Source organism: Litoreibacter sp. JB4-2 (genome assembly GCF_055693445.1).
Window position 1 is genome coordinate 1,473,497 of the sequence record NZ_CM146334.1, and the last position, 19,018, is coordinate 1,492,514.

A 19,018-nucleotide genomic window follows, 5' to 3' on the forward strand; every position below is an offset into this window, starting at 1 on the left:
CGATCTAACTCAAAAGAGAGGCGCTTTGGACGAAAACATCGCCAAGCCTAGCGCGATTCAATGTCGCTTATGCGGGACAATCCCGACTTTCCCGCAGATTGGACCAAAGTCGGCTTCTGGACACGCTGCCAAAGAGCAATCGTCGACGCCATCGACACCAAACATAAATTATAACCGCTTACTTCTCTACGGCTGACTTTTGGAGTTGGGCTGGCTAAAGGCATTAAAGCGGCACGGGGGCATTGTTGGCAGAAATAATAACGCGCAGAGGTTCGACTAAAACCTCTCAAAATCAACAATCAAATTATTGAATTCTGACAATTTCTTTTCTTCTCGCTTAATGAAGGCAAAGTTGGGCTCACTCGACAAGTTGAGAATGTTCCTTTCCTGGTATTCGATCAATTCTCTGACAAAACTGTTATGGTAGTTCTTCATCCACGCTACCTTCCTCGTAGCGGACATGCCACTCACTGTAGACCAGTTATCACGGAAATGGCTGGCTTGTTTTTTCAAGTGCCGCAACCATTCTGGCGACATAAACCCTCCGATCAAACGCGCCCCGATGTTTAGGTAGTCGATGTAGTATACATCGGAGCTATCTGGTTTCAAAAAACCATTAAATGGGTTCGGTAGTCTGGGGTTGAGCTTTCTAGGATTAAGGAGATCAACTACTGCTGGATCCAGCATAACTATCGGAAATTGTGCATGCTTTGACTCTAGATCGTATGCTTTGGCCAATGCTGGACCAAAAACCGGGCCGAGACGGTTCACGCCAAGATGCATATCGCCGACGGTAACGGCTCCACGGATGAGAACGCCCTCATGGGCGCATCTCAACTGAATTCGCGCAAGATTTACGATTTCTGAAAAGAGAACAGAACTCGCATCGCTTTCCTCGTAGGGTCTCGCGCGAACAATCGCATCAGAAATTGTCTCAACTAGAATGCCGTCGTTCTTGGAGATCGTTGAAGCTAAGAACGTCTTCAATTGCTCATCTAAGCGATCATTGTTGATAGTTCGAAACTCTGACAGGATGCCTGATATCTCATTGGGACTTCTGCGGTTCAAAAGCGAGCGAAAGCCTAATATATCTACGAAAGTAGTGATACAACTCTGATACATCTTCAATTTACTCCTTTCCAGTAGGTATAACCGCGAATTGTACGGCAAAGTTACCCCGCCTCACGCGCCTAGATCGGGCGCTTTACTAGCTCAGATCGTTTTCCAACTAAGCTGTTCCATGAAAACCTAAGGTAGACCCCTTGCTGAAAATCGTATGATGTTCAGGAATACTTATGCCATTCTGCAAGATGCAAGTGTAGAGCAGCCGTTGGTGCAAGGTGCAGCACCAGGAACTATGGGCTCAAAGCCGCCATTCATGGAAAATTGCAGACCATCCTCAACGCATGGCATTGTGTCGGAACAAACTGTGCCTTTGCCCTCCCTGCAACTCAGCTTTTCCCATCGGTGGGCAAGTCTGAACCCGAACTAACCATTTTCATGCCGTCGAGTCCGGCAGTGTTGAGCACTTGAAAGCCCCGCCGAACACAATACCCTTACGTCTGAGAGCGGGGGCTGAGTCGTGGCACAACATATCAATCTGATAAAACTATCTGTCGGCACCGAGACGGTCGAGGATCTGCAGATCTGGCAGGACAGCCCGCGCCCCAAAGGCGCCGATGGCAACCCGCGTCATGTCACCCGGATGTGGCCCAAGCGTGAGGCTGAGCTTTTGAACGGCGGGTCGATTTTTTGGGTCATCAAAGGTGTCGTGCAAGCCCGCCAAAAGCTGTTGCGCCTTGATGAATACGACCGTGGCGACGGCATCCGTCGCTGCGCTTTGGTCTTTGATCCGAAATTGATCCGGGTCGAAAACATGACCAAGCGCCCGTTCCAGGGCTGGCGCTATTTGCGCCCGGAGGACGCGCCGGCCGACCTACCAGAACATCGCGCCCGCGAAGAGAAATTGCCACCCCAGCTCAGCGCCGCTTTGGCCGATATCGGTGTGCGGTAGACCGGGTTAACAGGTGGTAAACAAAATCTGAGACCTGTTTTAAATCAGACAGTTACAAGATTCCCCGCATGCGGGGCTTTTCAAACCAGCCCCAACTTCGCCTTCAAAGCCGTCAGGAAGACCGCATTCTCAGCGCTCAGATCAGCGGTTTTTTTGGAGGCAAATAAAGTCGCCTGCGACCGCAAGATCGGCTCCCCTCCGAGTATTTTCAGATGGTTCGCCTCCAACGTCGCCCCGGTCGTCGTGATGTCGGCAATCGCCTCCGCCGTCAGGTTCTTGATCGTCCCCTCCGTCGCCCCCTGACTGTCGACCAGCTGATAATCCGCCACGCCAGCCGTTTGAAGATGCTCCCTCACCAACCGGTGGTATTTCGTGGCAATCCGCAGCCGAAAGCCATGCTCCGCCCTAAACGCCGCCGCTACCGCATCAAGATCATCCAAAGTCGACACATCCGCCCAAAACCGTGGCACCGCCAGGATCAGGTCCGCGAACCCGAACCCCATCTCAACCAGCGGCTCAACTTTGTCGTGCCACAGTGGAATTTTCTCACGCACAAGGTCAGTTCCGGTGACACCCAGATCAATCCTTCCCGCCACCAATTCGCGCGGTATCTCGCCCGCGCTGAGCAGCACCAGCTCGACCCCGTCCACGCCCGAGACAGCCCCCGCATATTCCCGGTCCGACCCGGTCCGCTGCAGCGTCACGCCATGGTTCGCGAACCAGGCAAACGTATCTTCCATCAACCGCCCCTTCGAGGGCACGCCCAGTTTGATACTCATGACGCCGCTCCCAGCAATTCGGGGCGGATCACACCGCCCACGGCCGGGATCTCGCGCCCCTGCCCCAGCACCCGCGTCAGCGCGTCATAACGCCCACCAGACGCCACAGGCGCCGCGCCGTTTTGGGCAAATCCAAACACGAACCCATCATAGTATTCCATGGAGGTCCGCCCATAGGCGCCTTCGAACCGAAGGCCCTCAAGCAACACGCCGCGCGCGCTCAACGCCTCCAAGCGCCGGTCAAATACGGCAAGCGCCGCTTCAATTGCCGGGAAGCGTTCGGAAATCTCTAACAGTTTTTTCGACGCTTCAGCCGCAGGTTCAGCGATTTCCAGCAGCTCCAAAACCGCATCGATCTGTACTTCCGGGATCGGCGCTACGTCCTTGTCCACGCTCAAGGCTCTGAGCCGCGCCGCAACCTCACCCGCGCTGCGCACCCCGATTTCGGGCCCTGCGCCCGCCACGATCTGATCCACATTAAGCCCGTCCAGCGCAGCAACCAATGCGTCACGCCCATCAGGCGCGGGCGCGCGGCCTGCGAAACGGTCCAAGAGGGTGCGGAACCGGTTTGGCCGCCAAATATGGCGCATCAACGCGGCACGCCTGCGGGCGGAAGTTTCAAGCCCCTGAACTGCGGCAATCAGCAGGCCGATATCACCGATGGACGGCGTCAACGCATGGCCTTCCAAAGCGCGTGCGAACAGCGCGAATACCTCTGCGTCAGCCTCTGCCGGATTGGTGCGATCAAACACCTCATAGCCCACTTGCAAATATTCGTTGGCCCGCCCCGTGCCGGCCTGCTGCTGGCGAAACACTTCGCCCATATAGGTGTAGCGCGCGGGTTCGGCCCCGTCGCGCATGTGGGCCTGAACAATCGGCACTGTAAAATCGGGGCGCAGCATTTGTTCGCCCCGAACCGGGTCGGAAGTCACATAGGCGCGCGCGCGGATATCTTCGCCATAGAGGTCCAGAAGCGTCTCGGAAGGTTGCAGCAGATCAGCGTCAACGGGCGCAGCACCTGCTGCCTGAAACAGCGTAAAAAGGCGCCCGGCCTCCGCCTTTATCTGAGCTTTGTCAGCCACTTATCTTGCCAGCATCTTCTGAATTTCAGCGACCAAATCGGCGCGCTTGATCTCGAACTGGGCGGGTTGTTCTTTCCATTCTTCATGTGTCGCGGTTTCGGCGATCTTGGCGCCCAAGACCAAATCCTTGACCTGAACGATGCCTTGGTCGAACTCAACTGACCCGGCGATTATAGCCATGGGGCTGCCGCGTTTGTCGGCGTATTTCAATTGGTTGCCGAAGTTTTTCGGATTGCCCAGATAGGCCTCGGCCCGGATGCCCGCGGCACGCAGCTCGCCAACCATCGCCTGATAGTCGGACATGCGGGCGCGGTCCATTACGGTGACAATGACCGGACCAATGCTGCCCTTGTCGAGCCGCCCTTTGGCATGCAGCGCGGCCAGCAAACGGTCGACACCGATGGAGACGCCAGTGGCCGGCACAGCCTGGCCCGTGAAGCGTTTGACCAAGTCGTCATAGCGCCCGCCCCCCGCAACAGAGCCAAACTGGCGTGGTCTGCCTTTTTCGTCCTTGATCTCGAAGGTCAGCTCAGCCTCATAGACGGGGCCGGTATAGTAGCCAAGGCCACGCACAACGGAGGGGTCAATCTCGATCCGGTCAGGGCCATAGCCTTGCGCCTCCAGCATGGCGGCGATCTGGGCCAGCTCTTCAATGCCGTCTTTGCCAATGGCGCTATCGCCGACGGCCTCAGCCAGCTTGGCCAGCGTGTCGTCGACCTTGTCTTGCTTGGCCGTCAGGAAAGCCAACACTGGACCGGCTTGTTCATCGCTCAGGCCGACGCCGTCAATCTCAGCGCCGGAGGCGTCGGTGCGACCAACGGTCAGCAGCTGGCGCACGCCCGCCTCGCCCACCTTGTCGAACTTGTCGATGGTGCGCAAAACGTCGTCGCGGCGGGGGTCATCGGCCAGGCCCATCACCTCCAAAACGCCATTGAGAACTTTGCGGTTGTTGACCCGGATCAGGTAGTCGCCGCGCGGGATGCCAACAGCTTCCAACACATCCGACAACATCGCGCAAATCTCAGCATCTGCGGCAACAGACCCGGAGCCGACAGTATCGGCATCACATTGATAAAACTGGCGAAAGCGCCCCGGACCCGGCTTTTCATTGCGCCAAACCGGCCCCATTGCGTAGCGACGGTAAGGCGTGGGCAGATCGTTGCGGTGTTGGGCGTAGACACGGGCCAACGGTGCGGTCAGATCGTAGCGCAGGGCCATCCAATCTTCGTCTTCCTGCCAAGCGAACACACCTTCATTGGGGCGGTCCACGTCGGGCAGGAACTTGCCCAGCGCCTCAACCGTTTCGACGGCGGAGCTTTCCAACGCGTCAAACCCGTAAAGCTGATAGACGGCGGTGATCTGATCCAGCATCGCCTTACGCTGCGCGACCTCGGCCCCGAAATAATCGCGAAACCCTTTTGGGGTTTCTGCCTTGGGGCGGGGCTGTTTTTTGACTTTGGCCATGGCGTCGGATCCTGCGGGTTAACTCGCGCCCCGCTTTAGCGAAGGGCTGGACGAGAAACAAGCAACCTGCCAAGAGGGCGGACATGAGTGAAGACACCAAGTTTGAAGAACAGATCGCCCATCTCACCCGCTCGGTCGAAGAGATGTCCGATATCGTCGCGCGGCAAGAGAAGGAAATCGCCCTTCTCACCAACCGTGTCCGCCTGTTGATGGAGCGCGAGCAAGAGCGCAGCCAAGACGCTGGTGGCCATGTTGTTTTGGGCGACGAGCGCCCGCCGCATTACTAGATTTCTTCTACCATCACGACGCCGCCGAGCGATTTGATCGCGCCTTTGACTTTAGGGTTGATCGCAAACTGAGCGCCCAAATCGACCTCGACCTCACCCGGAAGTTCGGGGTTCATCAGGCACAGCGACACCGGGCCACGCGCTCGGATCGATTTGTCCTGCCCCGAGCGTTCAAGAACGGAGGCGATTGATCCGATGGCCGTGTTGTCATCGACGAATATTTTCAACCCCATCGCACCAGCGTCGACCGCGCCGTCGATTGGCTGCGCACCACGGCAGAGCAGCTTCAGTTGCTCGGATTCGTAGGTTGCCTCGACGGTCAGCACGACGTTTGTCCCCGGCATCAGGTGATCGCCAGCGGCCTCCAGCGTGTCGGAAAAAACCGTGACTTCAAACATCCCCGTCGGGTCGGAGCCCTGCACAAAAGCGAAGCGGTTGCCGCGCGCTGACTTGCGTTCCTGGCGACCAGATATTGTCGCCGCAAGCTTGGCGATGATCGCGCCGCCCTGCACTTTTTCTTCGATATCGGTCAGGCTGGAGACGCCTTTACGCTTGAGCGCGAGCGCGTAGTCATCCAGCGGATGGCCCGACAGATAGAACCCAATTGCTGTGAATTCCTGCGCGAGCCGTTCGCTGGGCAGCCAGTCGTCCACCGGTGACAATCGTGGCTCCGGCAGGTCGTCCCCCGCCTCGCCAAACAGCGACACCTGATTGGAATTGCGCTGCTCATGAATCGCCGCCGAATAGCTGACCAACCCGTCCAGCGATCCGAAAACGCGGTGCCGGTTTGGGTCCAACTGGTCAAACGCGCCAGATCGCGCCAGCATTTCCAAAGGCCGCTTACCAACGCGTTTCAAATCAACGCGGCGGGCGAAATCATAGAGCGTCGCGAAGGGTTTTTCGACGCCGTCGACGACACGCGCATCTGTGACCAGCCGCATCGCCTCGACGCCCACATTCTTCAGACCGCCTAACGCATAGACCACTTTGCCATCGGTCACCGTGAAGGTCGCGCCGGAGCGGTTCACGCACGGCGGCACGATTTCAATTTCGAGCGTTTTTACGATCTCTTCTTTGTAAACGCCAAGCTTATCAGTGAGATGCAGGTCGCAGTTCATGACGCCCGCCATGAATTCAACCGGGTGGTTCGCCTTCAGCCAGGCCGTCTGGTAACTGACCACAGCATAGGCGGCGGCGTGGGATTTGTTGAAACCGTAATTGGCAAATTTCTCAAGTAGGTCAAAGACTTCACGTGCTTTCTTCGCGTCAACGCCGTTCTTCTTCGCGCCTTCTTCGAACTTGGGGCGTTCGGCGTCCATCGCCTCCTTGATCTTCTTACCCATGGCGCGGCGCAGCAGGTCGGCCCCGCCGAGGCTGTAGCCCGCCATGACCTGCGCGATCTCCATCACCTGTTCCTGGTAGACGATGATGCCTTGGGTCTCGGCTAAGATGTGGTCGATCAAAGGATGAATAGATTCAAGCTCTTTTAACCCGTTCTTCACCTCGCAATAGGTCGGAATATTCTCCATCGGGCCGGGGCGATACAAGGCCACCAGCGCCACGATATCCTCGATACAGGTCGGCTTCATGCGCCGCAGCGCATCCATCATTCCCGAACTTTCCACCTGGAAAACAGCAACGGTTTTGGCCGAAGAATATAACTTATACGACTTTTCGTCATCCAGCGGGATCGCGCCAATGTCATTCTCCGCCCCCGCAGGCGGCTCGTATATCTGCGAGCCATCTGCCGCGATATGCAAAGGCCGGTCGAGCAGATCAATTGCGTTTTGAATAACAGTCAGCGTCTTCAGGCCGAGGAAGTCGAACTTCACGAGCCCGGCTTGTTCGACCCATTTCATGTTGAACTGCGTCGCAGGCATATCGGAACGCGGGTCTTGATAAAGCGGCACCAACGCGTCCAATGGCCGGTCGCCGATGACAACGCCCGCGGCATGGGTGGATGCGTTGCGCAGCAACCCTTCGACCTGTTGGCCATAGTCCAGCAACCGCGCGACAACCTCTTCGTTCTTCGCCTCTTCACGCAGCTTCGGCTCGTCCGCCAAAGCCTTTTCGATACTGACCGGTTTGACGCCCTCTACGGGGATCATCTTCGAAAGCCGGTCCACCTGCCCATAGGGCATTTGCAGAACGCGGCCGATATCGCGCACGGCAGCTTTCGACAGAAGCGCACCAAAAGTGATGATCTGTCCGACCTTGTCACGGCCGTACTTTTCTTGGACGTAGCGGATCACCTCTTCCCGGCGGTCCATGCAGAAATCGATATCGAAATCAGGCATGGACACACGTTCGGGGTTCAGGAACCGCTCAAACAGCAGCGAATAGCGCAGCGGGTCCAAATCGGTGACGGTCAGAGCATAGGCCACCAGTGACCCCGCGCCGGAGCCACGCCCCGGCCCCACCGGAATATTCTCTTTCTTGGCCCAGTGAATGAAGTCCGCCACGATCAAAAAGTAGCCCGGAAAGCCCATGCCTTCGATAATGCCAAGCTCAAAATCCAGCCGCGCTTGGTATTCCTCGACCGAGGCCGCATGTGGGATAATCGCAAGTCGTGCCTGCAAGCCTTCATTGGCCTGACGGCGCAATTCCTCGACCTCATCATCGGCGAACTTTGGCAGGATCGGATCGCGTTTATAGGCTTTGAAGGCGCAGCGCTGTGCGATCTCAACGGTATTTTCTAGTGCTTCCGGCAGGTCAGCGAATAACGCGGCCATTTCTTGCGGCGTCTTGAAATAGTGCTGCGGGGTCAGTTTGCGCCGGTCGCCCTGCTGGTCAACATAGGCGCCTTCCGCAATGCAAATCAGCGCATCATGCGCTTCATACATGTTCGATTTTGGAAAATACGCGTCATTGGTGGCAACCAATGGCAGGCCCATCGCGTAGGCCATTTCGACATGCCCGCGTTCTGACAGTTTCTCCGCCTCCGGCAAACCATCGTCGCCCGGGTGGCGTTGCAGTTCAACATAGAGCCTGTCCGGGTAGGTCTGCGCGAATTGCCGCAGCAGCGCGTCGGCTTTGGGCGCCTGCCCGTTTCGCAGCAACCGCCCCAAAGGCCCATCTGGCCCGCCAGTCAGGCAAATCAATCCCTCATGGTGCTCGGCCAATTCCGCCAATGAAACCTGCGGCAGCTGCCCATCTGCATCCAGATAGAGGCAGGAATTGAGCTTCATCAGGTTCTCGTAGCCGCGCTCGTTTTGCGCCAACAGGACGATCGGCGCAGGCGGGCGGGGCTTTTCGCCCGGCGCGGTTTGCTCATAGGCGAGGTCAACCTGGCAGCCAATTATGGGCTGCACCCCGGCCCCTGCCGCGTATTCCGAAAATTCCAGCGCCGCGAACATGTTGTTGGTGTCCGTGATCGCCACAGCGGGCATTTTTGCGTCCTGACACATGCCCGCCAGCTTTTTGACGCGCAACGCGCCTTCCAAAAGCGAGTATTCGGTATGGGTGCGCAGGTGAATGAATCGGGGTTGGTCAGCCATGCCCGAACAGTATCTTGTCCGTCTGCGAGCACCACCCACAAAATCCGATGTCGGGCGCTTTGTTTAACGCAAACTCGTGCGCGTCATATCGGCGCGGTGCCCGGCCCCCGTGGTCAACAGATCATTGGCAAGGGCGCGGCGTTCTGCCGGGCCTTCCAAGACGCAGGATTCCAGCTCTTCGGGGAAGATCGGCGTGATGGGCACCATTTTGACTTCCGACAACGGCATGCCTTTGATGGCCCCGCGTCCGGGCGGTTGTGGCAAGCCCAAAAGTGCGCCGGCAGGATCGGCAACACCGGGTACGACCCAGCCTTTCGGGACGCAATGTTGCGGCAAATCCATCGACAAAACATCATTTTGCAAAAGCTGCGTCAGGTTTTGCGCATGCGCGGCCAGCCGTGCAGCGTGTTCAACCGCTTTGAACGCCCAGGTTTTGCGCAGGTTTTTGGCAATCATAGACTGCCAGCCGACAACCTCGATAAACACCTCCAGCCCGAAGCCGTTCACATTGCTACGCGGGCCAAACGCACCAAACGGGTCGCTCAGCCCTTCGGAGGCCAAGATCACGCTATGCTCGGTGCGAATAACGCGGAAGGCCTGCGATTGCGTGGGCCACGCGGGCAAACCCATGACCTGCGGCGAGACCGGATAGCTGAGAAGTTCGTCATCGCTTTCGCCGATGGCCTGCCAATAGGCTTCGCGGGCGTCTTCCGTCTCCAGGATGGAATCCGGGGTGGGGCCTGTCAGGGCAATATGGCCGTCCTTCAGCGCGATATTTGCGCGCTTTGCCGGGACACGGGCCGTTTCGGGCAAGACAATCGGGGCTGGCTTGGCTTGTGCAACGGGCGCGGGCTGTGGTGTCGGCGCCGGGGGCGCGGCCTGAACCGGAGGCGCGACCGGGGCGCCGGTATGGCCTTCCCGTGCTTTATGTTTGGGCAGATCTGCAACGACGGGGGCGGTGCCGCCTGCGTAGGGCGCATACCGATTGGCGTGTCCGGCATCGAGGCGGCTTTGCGCACGACGGCGTCAATATCGAATTCACGCGCGGCTTCCGCGGCGATTTCTTCGGCAGAACGACCTTGATCATCTTTGATGTCGCTGTCGCGCATGCTTTTGGTTTTGCGGGCACGCTTTGGTTGAACCGGCGCGGCTTTGGCCGATGGCGCCGGGCGCACTTCGACGGGGTCCAATACGTCGTCAGAAGCGACGTCAACGGCGGGGATTTTTTCTCGTGTGAGCAGTCTTTTTAGCATGATCTCATTCAGTGGCAGCTTAAATGAAGGATTAACCATGATCCTCTTTGAGCAATCGCACATTTTGATGGCGTTTGTTTGCTTTCACCGAGCCTTTTGCGCGCCTTTTGCACGGCGGCGGGCTTGCAAATGTGGCAAAGCCCAGCCTAGCATTGTCAGAACAACTCGCCGCGCCGTCTACGCCGCATCGACAGCGCGACTATACGACAAACACCCTGGGTAAGGCGGCAGGACATATTCCATATGGTGACGTTTCTTCTCAACGGGGAAACTGTGCGGGCCGATTGTGGACCGACAGACACTTTGCTGGATTTTTTGCGGGATCGTCGCGGGCTAACAGGCACCAAAGAAGGCTGCAATGAAGGTGATTGCGGGGCCTGTTCTGTGATCGTGACGGGCCCGGATGGCGCGGCGCGCGCGATGAACGCCTGCATCTTGTTCATGCCACAATTGCACGGGCGCGCGGTGCGCAGCGTCGAAGGGATCGCGGGGCCAGACGGAGCGTTGCACCCGGTGCAGGATGCGATGGTGGCGCATCACGGGTCGCAATGCGGGTTCTGCACGCCAGGGTTCATCACGACCATGGCCGCCGCGCATAAAAACGGCGCAACGGATTTCAATGACCAACTGGCGGGCAACCTGTGCCGGTGCACCGGTTATGCCCCAATCATCCGCGCCGCAGAAGCCGCCGCGCCTGAGCCTGTCCCGGATTGGATGGCCGAACCCAAGGTCGATGCGGGCGCCCCGCCTTTTGCCATGCCCGAAAGCTCGGACGCCTTGGCAGCGTGGTATGCCGCGCATCCCGACGCTACGCTGATCGGCGGAGCCACGGATGTCGGTCTTTGGGTCACCAAGCAGTTGCGCCATTTGAACGAGGTCGCGTTTTTGGGGCGCTGCACGGACCTGCAACAGATCGAAATAGACAACGACGAGATCAAAATCGGTGCGGCCTGCACGATCACCCAGGTTTTGGAGGCAATGCGCGGCATTCACCCCTCCTTCGCGGAAATGCTGCGCCGCTACGGCTCAGTCCAAGTACGCAATGCCGCGACGATTGGCGGCAACATCGCCAATGGCTCCCCTATCGGGGACAGCCCCCCGGCATTGATCGCGCTGGGGGCACAAGTGCATCTGCGAAAGGGCGATACACGACGAACACTGCCGCTTGAGGACTTCTTCCTTGAATATGGCAAGCAGGACCGCGCACCGGGTGAGTTTGTCGAGTTCGTCACGATCCCTCGCCAGCCAGATAATTTGCGCTGCTACAAAATCTCGAAACGTTTTGATCAGGACATTTCAGCTGTGTGCGGTTGCTTTAATATAGTCATCAAGGACGGCATCGTGACATCTGCCCGGATCGCTTTTGGCGGCATGGCGGGCACGCCAAAGCGCGCACCCCATGTTGAGGCTGCGTTGATCGGCCAGCCTTGGACGGCGGGCACGATCACGGCAGCGGCAGACAAATTTGCCGACGACTACTCACCGCTCGATGACATGCGCGGCTCGGCAGCCTACCGGCTGCAGGTCGCAAAAGCGCTTTTGCACCGTTTCTTCGCGGAACAGACCGGCGCGCGCGCCTCTGTGTTGGAGGTTCGACCATGAGCGTGCGCCAGCCCCGCAGCCATGACAGCGCGCCTTTGCACGTAACCGGCGCCGCGCGCTACACCGATGATGTACCGGTGCCGGCAAATGCGCTGCATCTTGCTTTTGGCTTGTCCACCATTGCCCGCGGCGAAATAACGTCGATGGATTTGGACGCGGTACGCACAGCACCCGGCGTCGTCGACGTTTTGGTGGCGGATGATTTGCCGTTTGACAATGACGTCTCGCCGTCAATTCACGATGAACCCTTGCTGGCAATCGGTCGCGTTCACTACGTCGGACAGCCCGTGTTTTTGGTGGTCGCCGACAGCCATCTGGCCGCGCGCAAAGCCGCGCGGCTGGGCAAGATCACTTACAAAGAAGAAACGCCAATCCTGACGATTGATGCAGCTATGGCCGCTGATAGCCGATTTGAAGAGGGCCCGCGCGTCTATTCAAAAGGCGATGTGGACGCGGCTTTGGAAAAAGCCCCACAGCGCGTGTCAGGCAGTATGGAGCTTGGCGGGCAGGAACATTTCTATCTTGAGGGCCACGCGGCGCTCGCCCTGCCGCAAGATGGCGGCGAGATGGTGGTTCATGCCTCATCCCAACACCCGACGGAGATTCAGCACAAGGTGGCTGAGGCCATAGGCAAGCCCATGGGTGCGGTGCGGGTCGAGGTGCGGCGCATGGGCGGCGGATTTGGCGGCAAGGAAAGCCAAGGCAATGCGCTGTGCGTTGCCTGCGCCGTTGTGGCCGCGCGCACCGAGCGCCCCGTCAAAATGCGGTATGACCGCGATGACGACATGATCATCACCGGCAAACGGCATGATTTCCGCATCGAATATGACGCGGGCTTCGATGACACTGGCCGCATCATCGGTGTCGATTTCACGCAATATGTAAAATGCGGCTGGGCGCAGGATCTGTCGCTGCCCGTCGCCGACCGCGCGATGCTGCATGCTGACAACGCGTATGTGCTGCCCACAGCGCGGATCACATCACACCGGTTGAAGACAAATACGCAAAGCAACACCGCGTTTCGCGGGTTTGGCGGGCCGCAAGGCATGGTCGGGATTGAGCGGGTCATGGACCATATTGCGCATCATCTGGGCCTTGACCCGTTGAATGTGCGACACGCCAATTTCTACCCCTCCACCATGAGTATTTCTGACAGAACGAAGCCGACGACGCCCTATGGGATGGAAGTAACCGACAGCATTCTGGATGAGCTGGTTGGCGCTTTGGAGCGTACATCGGACTACACGGCGCGACGGCGCGCAGTTGCGGCCTGGAATGCGGAAAATCCGATCCTGAAACGTGGGATTGCGCTGACACCGGTGAAATTCGGGATTTCGTTTACATTAACCCATCTCAATCAGGCCGGCGCGCTGGTGCATGTCTATCAAGACGGCTCTATCCATCTTAACCACGGCGGCACGGAGATGGGCCAAGGCCTGTTCACCAAAGTGGCGCAAGTTGCGGCCGCAGTGTTTGGGGTGCCGGTTGAAACGGTGCAGATCACTGCGACGGATACGGGTAAGGTGCCGAACACCTCAGCCACAGCGGCCTCGTCCGGTACGGATCTGAACGGGATGGCTGCGAAAGCGGCATGCGAGACGATCCGCGACCGGATCAGCGCGCATCTGGGCGGGGCACAATTTGCGGATGGGAAGGTCCGGTATGTCGGCGGCGAGATGAGTTTCGCGGAAGCCGCCAAAACCGCCTATGAACACCGCGTGTCGCTGTCCAGCACAGGGTTTTATGCGACGCCTGAAGTGGCCTGGGACCGGATCAAGGGTGAAGGCCGCCCGTTTTTCTATTTCGCTTACGGGGCGGCAGTGACCGAGGTGGTGATTGACACGCTGACCGGTGAAAACCGCATCTTGCGGGCGGATATCCTGCATGATTGCGGCGCTTCGCTGAACCCGGCTTTGGACATTGGCCAGATCGAGGGCGGCTATGTGCAGGGCGCGGGCTGGCTGACCACGGAAGAGCTGGTCTGGGATGCGCGCGGCGCGCTCAGCACCCATGCGCCTGCGACGTATAAAATCCCCGCAGCCTCCGACAGGCCGGAGATCTTCAACGTGGCATTGTGGGAGGGTACGAACCCGGCAGAGACTATTTATCGGTCCAAAGCCGTGGGCGAGCCGCCGTTAATGCTGGGCATTTCTGCGTTGATGGCGCTGTCTGATGCCGTGTCATATTGCGGGCCCGGCTACCCTGACCTGGACGCCCCGGCCACAGCGGAACGCGTTCTTGCTGCGGTCACACAGGTCAGCGCATGAGCTTTGACCTTGATCAGCTGCACCGTGCAGTTGCGCAGCACGGGCGCGTCGGGCGGATCGTCATCGTGGATCACGCGGGCTCCGCCCCGCGAGAGACGGGAACGTCGATGCTAGTTTGGCGAGACGGGCAAAGCGGCACGATTGGCGGCGGCGCGTTAGAATTTGAGGCGGTGAAAGAACTGCGCGCCCGCTTGAACACAGATGACACGACGGTGCAACGACTGCCGCTAGGTCCCGCGTTGGGGCAGTGCTGCGGCGGCGCCGTGACTTTGGTGGCGGAAGTGTTTGACGCAGGTGCGCTTGCCCAAATCCCCATCAATGAGGGCCATTACCTACGCTGCTGCGACGGAGAACAGGCTCAGCCTTTGAAACTGACCCGCAGTTTGGCGCGGCATCGTAGCGGCGCCGCACCGGGTGAATTGATCTATGAAGCCGGTTGGCTCGCCGAGCCGCTTCACCAGACCAAGACACCGCTTTGGATCTACGGCGCGGGTCATGTTGGCCGGGCTTTGGTCGATGTGATGGCGCCGCTGCCCGATTTCGCGATCACATGGATCGACACATCACCCAAACGCTTCCCCGACCATGTGCCCCAACATGTCACAGCCCTTCCCGCAGTGAATCCGGCGGATGCCGCGACACTGGCCCCAAAAGACGCGTTCCACTTGATCCTGACCTATTCTCATGCATTGGATCTGGAGCTGTGCCACCGGTTACTCAGCCACGGTTTCGCGCAGGCTGGGTTGATCGGCTCGGCCACCAAATGGGCGCGTTTTAGGTCGCGGTTAACCAGTCTGGGTCACTCAGATGCACAAATTAGTCGCATTCGCTGCCCAATCGGGCAAACCGACCTTGGCAAACACCCGCACGCTATTGCGCTTGGCACGGCCTGCGCGCTAATTTCCGCTTCGCGCTCTGGGGTACAAGGCCTGAGCGATACAGGGGGACGCGCGACGGCATGACGGCGCTTTTGGAACTTTCAGGGCTGACCAAGGCCTATCCAGGCGTCGTGGCCAATGACGACGTGTCGTTGCGCATTGAGCCGGGCGAGGTACATGCGCTGCTTGGCGAAAACGGCGCCGGCAAATCCACATTGGTGAAGATGATCTACGGGCTGGTGAAGCCCGACAGTGGCGAGATGCGCTTGCATGGCGCGCCGTTTACTCCGGCTGAGCCGCGCGCGGCTCGTGCCGCCGGGGTCGCCATGGTGTTTCAGCATTTCTCGTTGTTTGAGGCGCTGGATGTGGCCGAAAATATTGCCTTGGGGATGGAAAACCCGCCGAAAATGCGTGATCTGGCGGCAAAAATCACTGACGTGTCAAACGCTTACGGTCTTCCGCTTGATCCAGCACGTTTAGTGGGCGATCTGTCCGCAGGCGAACGGCAACGCGTCGAAATCATCCGCTGCCTTTTGCAGAATCCCAAGCTTTTGATCATGGATGAGCCGACCTCCGTTCTGACGCCGCAAGAGGTCGAAATCCTATTTCAAACCCTCGAAAAGCTGCGCAGCGAGGGAACATCGATCCTCTATATTTCGCACAAGCTGGAAGAAATTCGGCGCTTATGCGACGCCGCAACCATTCTGCGGCTGGGCAAAAATGTGGGCACCTGCGACCCAAAGGTCGAGACGGCCCGCGCCATGGCTGAAATGATGGTCGGTCAGGTCTTGCACGTGCCTGAGCGCAAACCGCATAGCAGCGCAGAGGTCGCACTTGAGCTGCGTGCCTTATCCCTGCCTGCACCGTCGGCCTTTGGGACCTCCCTGAAGGACATCAACCTGTCTGTGCACCGCGGTGAGGTCCTGGGCATCGGCGGCGTTGCCGGGAATGGCCAGGATGAGCTAACGGGCGCCCTGTCGGGTGAACTTCTGGCCAGCCCCGGACAGGTCTTTTTCGAACAAAATGACGTGGGCGGGCTCGGTCCCAATGCGCGGCGGGCAATCGGGCTTTTGGCCGCGCCTGAAGAACGGTTGGGCCATGCCGCTGCACCAGATATGAGCTTGACCGAAAATGCGGTTCTGACAGGAACGGTGCGTAAGTCTCTCGCCAATAAAGGTTTTCTGAACTGGGGCGCGGCGCGCGAATTTGCCGAAGACGTGGTCAAAAGCTTCGACGTGCGCACCCCCGGCGCCGACACTGCTGCGCGGGCCCTGTCGGGCGGCAACTTGCAGAAATTCGTCATCGGGCGTGAGATATTGCAAAAACCCGATCTTTTGGTCGTTAACCAACCCACATGGGGCGTCGATGCCGCTGCAGCCGCCGCGATCCGGCAGGCGCTTCTGGATCTGGCCGCTGATGGCGCCGCGATTGTGGTGATCAGCCAGGATTTGGACGAGTTGATGGAAATCTCCGACCGCTTCGCGGCGCTGAACGAGGGGCGTTTGACCGCGCCCGTCCCAGCACCGGGCCTGACCGTTGATCAGATCGGGCTGATGATGGGCGGCGCGCATGATTTGGAGACGGCCCATTGATCCGGCTTGAAAAACGTCCCGAGCCGTCGCGCATCTGGTCTTGGGCCACGCCACCCTTAGCCGTCGTCTTGACCATGTTGGCGGGCGGTCTGATGTTCGCAGCCCTAGGCAAGGACCCGCTGGAGGCAATCCGCACCATCTTCTGGGACCCGATTTTTGGCGAATTCGCCTTCTATTATCGCGGCCAATTGCTGGTCAAAGCCGGACCGCTGATCCTGATCGCGACTGGCCTGTCATTGGGCTTTCGCGCAGGCATCTGGAACATCGGGGCGGAAGGGCAATACATAATCGGCGCGATTTGCGGTGCTGCCGTCGGGTTGGCCTTTTACCCGCTCGACAGTTTCCTGGTCTTCCCGCTGATGATCATCGCAGGCGCTTTGGGCGGGCTTTTATGGGCAATGATCCCAGGCATTTTGCGGGTGAAGTTCAACACCAACGAAATCCTCGTCTCGCTGCTACTGGTCTATGTGGCGGAATTCATTCTGGCCTCTATGGCTTTGGGCGCACTGCGCAACCCTGACGGCGCAGGCTTCCCCGGCTCTCGTAATTTCCGCAGCTACCCCGCTGGTTTCAACGAAGAAATCATCGCAGGCACCGGCATGCATTGGGGTGTCGCCGCCGCCTTCATCGCGGTGATCTTCGCCTATATCCTGCTCGCCCGCCACCAGCTGGGATTTCAGATCAAACTTGCAGGTCAGGCGCCACGCGCCGCGCGCTTTGGTGGGGTGAACCCAACGCGGTTGGTTCTGTTCTGCCTCGGCATCTCCGGCGCTCTGGCCGGGTTGGCTGGTCTTTTCGAAGTCTCCGGCCCTGCTGGCCAGATCAGCATTGATTTCAACGTGGGCTACGGTTTCACCGCCATCATCGTGGCATTCCTTGGCCGGTTGCATCCTGTGGGCATCCTGCTGGCCGGGCTGCTGCTGGCCCTGACCTATATCGGCGGGGAGGCCGCGCAAAGCTCCCTCGGCCTGCCCGCCGCCGCCATTCAGGCCTTCCAAGGGATGCTATTGTTCTTCCTGCTCGCCGTGGATGTCCTTACAAATTTCCGCGTGCGCTTTGGCGCAGGGGAGGCTGCATGATGATCACCGCAAAGAAACCAATCGCTTTAGGTGTGCTCATGGGCTTGGCTATGCCTTGGATGATGCACATGGGCGGCAGTGAAATCGGCTTTTTGTTCATTGCAGCCCATGTTGCGATTACTTTGCTGTTCGCGAGCCTCGTGCTGATCTTTCCTTCGGCACGAAGCAAGTTCCGACATCTTTTTGGACATATGTTCCATATGCCCCGGATGATTTTCGGCATCGCAGCTGGCTGGGCGCTGACATGCGCAGTTTGTCTGGTGATTGGAGGTCAGCATTGGACCTAAGTGCCATTTCCCCCACGCTCCTAGTCGCCTCACTGATGGTGGCCGCCACCCCCATCATCCTCGCTGCCATCGGCGAAATGATCGTTGAAAAAGCGGGCGTGTTGAACCTCGGCGTTGAAGGCATGATGATCATCGGCGCGATCTGCGGATTTGCAATTGCGGTTGAAACCGGCTCGCCCTTTGTTGGCTTCCTTGCCGCGGCCTTTGGCGGGGCGGTTCTGTCGCTGCTCTTTGGCGTGCTGACGCAATATTTCCTGTCAAATCAGGTCGCGACCGGCTTGGGGCTGACGCTATTCGGGCTCGGACTCAGCTCGCTCATGGGGCAAGGCTATGTCGGCATTCGCCCCCCGCGACGGAGAAGATCAATATCCCGCTGCTTGGCGATATCCCGTTTTTTGGCCCGGTGCTCTTCAATCAAGACCTGATGGTCTATGTCGCGCTGTCGCTGGTCATTGCCACTTGGGCCGTGCTGAAGTTTACGCGCGCCGGGCTGATCCTGCGCGCGGTCGGTGAAAACCATGATGCCGCGCATGCTTTGGGCTACAAGGTCGTCCGAGTGCGACTGTTGGCGATAATGTTCGGCGGGGCCTGCGCAGGGCTTGGCGGCGCTTATCTCAGCCTCGTGCGCGTGCCGCAGTGGACCGAAGGTATGACCGCGGGCGCCGGCTGGATCGCTCTTGCGATTGTGGTCTTTGGCGCCTGGCGACCGTTCCGGGTTTTGTTAGGAGCTTATTTATTTGGCGGCGTTACCGTTTTGCAGCTGAACCTGCAGGCAGCCGGGGTCGCCATACCGGTAGAGTACTTGTCCATGTCGCCCTATCTGATAACCATCCTGGTGCTTGTCATCATGTCCTCGGGCAAAGCCAAGGCCGCGCTATCCGCGCCTGCCTGCCTGGGACGCCAATTCCACGCCTCATCCTAGAGGCACAAAATCGCT

At 58.9% G+C, this 19,018-nt stretch carries 15 protein-coding genes and 1 pseudogene; 9 read left to right on the top strand and 7 right to left on the bottom strand.

Annotated elements, in window-relative coordinates:
* Positions 1–276: 276 nt before the first annotated feature.
* Positions 277–1,122: a hypothetical protein gene (locus tag ACZ1G7_RS07370; protein ID WP_472663169.1), complete on the bottom strand. Its 846-nt coding sequence runs from the start codon at positions 1,120–1,122 to the stop codon at positions 277–279.
* A gap of 460 nt (positions 1,123–1,582) precedes the next feature.
* On the opposite strand from ACZ1G7_RS07370, the gene ACZ1G7_RS07375 reads away from it, so the two are divergent.
* A complete protein-coding gene (locus ACZ1G7_RS07375; protein WP_472663170.1) occupies positions 1,583–2,014 on the top strand; it encodes a DUF1489 family protein in 432 nt (143 codons plus the stop codon).
* 80 nt (positions 2,015–2,094) lie between these two features.
* On the opposite strand, the gene hisG is transcribed toward ACZ1G7_RS07375, so the two are convergent.
* From hisG to hisS, 3 genes are read right to left on the bottom strand one after another with little or no spacing between them, the layout of a single operon-like run.
* Positions 2,095–2,793, bottom strand: coding sequence for an ATP phosphoribosyltransferase (gene hisG, locus ACZ1G7_RS07380; RefSeq protein WP_472663171.1), 699 nt, complete (start codon positions 2,791–2,793; stop codon positions 2,095–2,097).
* The gene (locus tag ACZ1G7_RS07385) at positions 2,790–3,875 is read right to left on the bottom strand and encodes an ATP phosphoribosyltransferase regulatory subunit (RefSeq protein WP_472663172.1); all 1,086 of its coding nucleotides are present in this window, start codon (positions 3,873–3,875) and stop codon (positions 2,790–2,792) included. Before ACZ1G7_RS07385 ends, hisG begins: the two co-directional genes overlap by 4 nt.
* Positions 3,876–5,339, bottom strand: coding sequence for a histidine--tRNA ligase (gene hisS / locus ACZ1G7_RS07390; protein WP_472663173.1), 1,464 nt, complete (start codon positions 5,337–5,339; stop codon positions 3,876–3,878).
* 83 nt (positions 5,340–5,422) lie between these two features.
* Between hisS and ACZ1G7_RS07395 the strand changes: the two genes are divergently transcribed.
* Positions 5,423–5,626: a SlyX family protein gene (locus ACZ1G7_RS07395; protein WP_472663174.1), complete on the top strand. Its 204-nt coding sequence runs from the start codon at positions 5,423–5,425 to the stop codon at positions 5,624–5,626.
* Here the strand turns inward: ACZ1G7_RS07395 and dnaE are convergent.
* The 3 genes from dnaE to ACZ1G7_RS07410 form a co-directional block, all read right to left on the bottom strand.
* A complete protein-coding gene (gene dnaE / locus ACZ1G7_RS07400; protein WP_472663175.1) occupies positions 5,623–9,123 on the bottom strand; it encodes a DNA polymerase III subunit alpha in 3,501 nt (1,166 codons plus the stop codon). The genes ACZ1G7_RS07395 and dnaE overlap by 4 nt on opposite strands.
* 63 nt (positions 9,124–9,186) lie before the next feature.
* On the bottom strand, positions 9,187–9,936 hold the full coding sequence (locus tag ACZ1G7_RS07405; RefSeq protein WP_472663176.1) for a hypothetical protein: 750 nt from the start codon (positions 9,934–9,936) through the stop codon (positions 9,187–9,189).
* Positions 9,888–10,415 carry a hypothetical protein gene (locus ACZ1G7_RS07410; protein ID WP_472663177.1) on the bottom strand — a complete coding sequence of 176 codons (528 nt, stop codon included), beginning with the start codon at positions 10,413–10,415 and terminating at the stop codon, positions 9,888–9,890. The genes ACZ1G7_RS07405 and ACZ1G7_RS07410 overlap by 49 nt, the downstream gene beginning before the upstream one ends.
* A gap of 204 nt (positions 10,416–10,619) precedes the next feature.
* Here ACZ1G7_RS07410 and ACZ1G7_RS07415 point away from each other — a divergent pair, with 204 nt between their 5' ends.
* From ACZ1G7_RS07415 to ACZ1G7_RS07445, 7 genes and pseudogenes are all read left to right on the top strand, one after another.
* Positions 10,620–11,978: a xanthine dehydrogenase small subunit gene (locus ACZ1G7_RS07415; protein ID WP_472663178.1), complete on the top strand. Its 1,359-nt coding sequence runs from the start codon at positions 10,620–10,622 to the stop codon at positions 11,976–11,978.
* Positions 11,975–14,245: a xanthine dehydrogenase molybdopterin binding subunit gene (xdhB, locus tag ACZ1G7_RS07420; RefSeq protein WP_472663179.1), complete on the top strand. Its 2,271-nt coding sequence runs from the start codon at positions 11,975–11,977 to the stop codon at positions 14,243–14,245. The genes ACZ1G7_RS07415 and xdhB overlap by 4 nt, the downstream gene beginning before the upstream one ends.
* Entirely contained in the window at positions 14,242–15,207 is a 966-nt protein-coding gene (gene xdhC / locus ACZ1G7_RS07425) for a xanthine dehydrogenase accessory protein XdhC (protein WP_472663180.1), read from the top strand. The genes xdhB and xdhC overlap by 4 nt, the downstream gene beginning before the upstream one ends.
* Entirely contained in the window at positions 15,204–16,715 is a 1,512-nt protein-coding gene (locus ACZ1G7_RS07430) for an ABC transporter ATP-binding protein (RefSeq protein WP_472663181.1), read from the top strand. The genes xdhC and ACZ1G7_RS07430 overlap by 4 nt, the downstream gene beginning before the upstream one ends.
* Positions 16,712–17,794 (top strand): ABC transporter permease, encoded by a 1,083-nt coding sequence (locus ACZ1G7_RS07435; RefSeq protein WP_472663182.1) that lies wholly within the window; start codon positions 16,712–16,714, stop codon positions 17,792–17,794. The genes ACZ1G7_RS07430 and ACZ1G7_RS07435 overlap by 4 nt, the downstream gene beginning before the upstream one ends.
* Positions 17,791–18,081, top strand: coding sequence for a hypothetical protein (locus tag ACZ1G7_RS07440; RefSeq protein ID WP_472663183.1), 291 nt, complete (start codon positions 17,791–17,793; stop codon positions 18,079–18,081). Before ACZ1G7_RS07435 ends, ACZ1G7_RS07440 begins: the two co-directional genes overlap by 4 nt.
* Positions 18,072–19,003, top strand: a pseudogene (locus ACZ1G7_RS07445) (ABC transporter permease). The gene ACZ1G7_RS07440 and the pseudogene ACZ1G7_RS07445 overlap by 10 nt, the downstream one beginning before the upstream one ends.
* Positions 19,004–19,018: the final 15 nt, after the last annotated feature.

What these genes read in the sequence shown, in the direction of transcription:
- hisS (WP_472663173.1), bottom strand. Translation starts at nt 5,339, where the DNA reads ATGGCCAAAGTCAAAAAACAGCCCCGCCCCAAGGCAGAAACCCCAAAA.
- ACZ1G7_RS07395 (WP_472663174.1), top strand. Translation starts at nt 5,423, where the DNA reads ATGAGTGAAGACACCAAGTTTGAAGAACAGATCGCCCATCTCACCCGC.
- ACZ1G7_RS07370 (WP_472663169.1), bottom strand. Translation starts at nt 1,122, where the DNA reads ATGTATCAGAGTTGTATCACTACTTTCGTAGATATATTAGGCTTTCGC.
- hisG (WP_472663171.1), bottom strand. Translation starts at nt 2,793, where the DNA reads ATGAGTATCAAACTGGGCGTGCCCTCGAAGGGGCGGTTGATGGAAGAT.
- xdhB (WP_472663179.1), top strand. Translation starts at nt 11,975, where the DNA reads ATGAGCGTGCGCCAGCCCCGCAGCCATGACAGCGCGCCTTTGCACGTA.
- ACZ1G7_RS07430 (WP_472663181.1), top strand. Translation starts at nt 15,204, where the DNA reads ATGACGGCGCTTTTGGAACTTTCAGGGCTGACCAAGGCCTATCCAGGC.
- dnaE (WP_472663175.1), bottom strand. Translation starts at nt 9,123, where the DNA reads ATGGCTGACCAACCCCGATTCATTCACCTGCGCACCCATACCGAATAC.
- xdhC (WP_472663180.1), top strand. Translation starts at nt 14,242, where the DNA reads ATGAGCTTTGACCTTGATCAGCTGCACCGTGCAGTTGCGCAGCACGGG.
- ACZ1G7_RS07440 (WP_472663183.1), top strand. Translation starts at nt 17,791, where the DNA reads ATGATGATCACCGCAAAGAAACCAATCGCTTTAGGTGTGCTCATGGGC.
- ACZ1G7_RS07410 (WP_472663177.1), bottom strand. Translation starts at nt 10,415, where the DNA reads ATGGTTAATCCTTCATTTAAGCTGCCACTGAATGAGATCATGCTAAAA.
- ACZ1G7_RS07415 (WP_472663178.1), top strand. Translation starts at nt 10,620, where the DNA reads ATGGTGACGTTTCTTCTCAACGGGGAAACTGTGCGGGCCGATTGTGGA.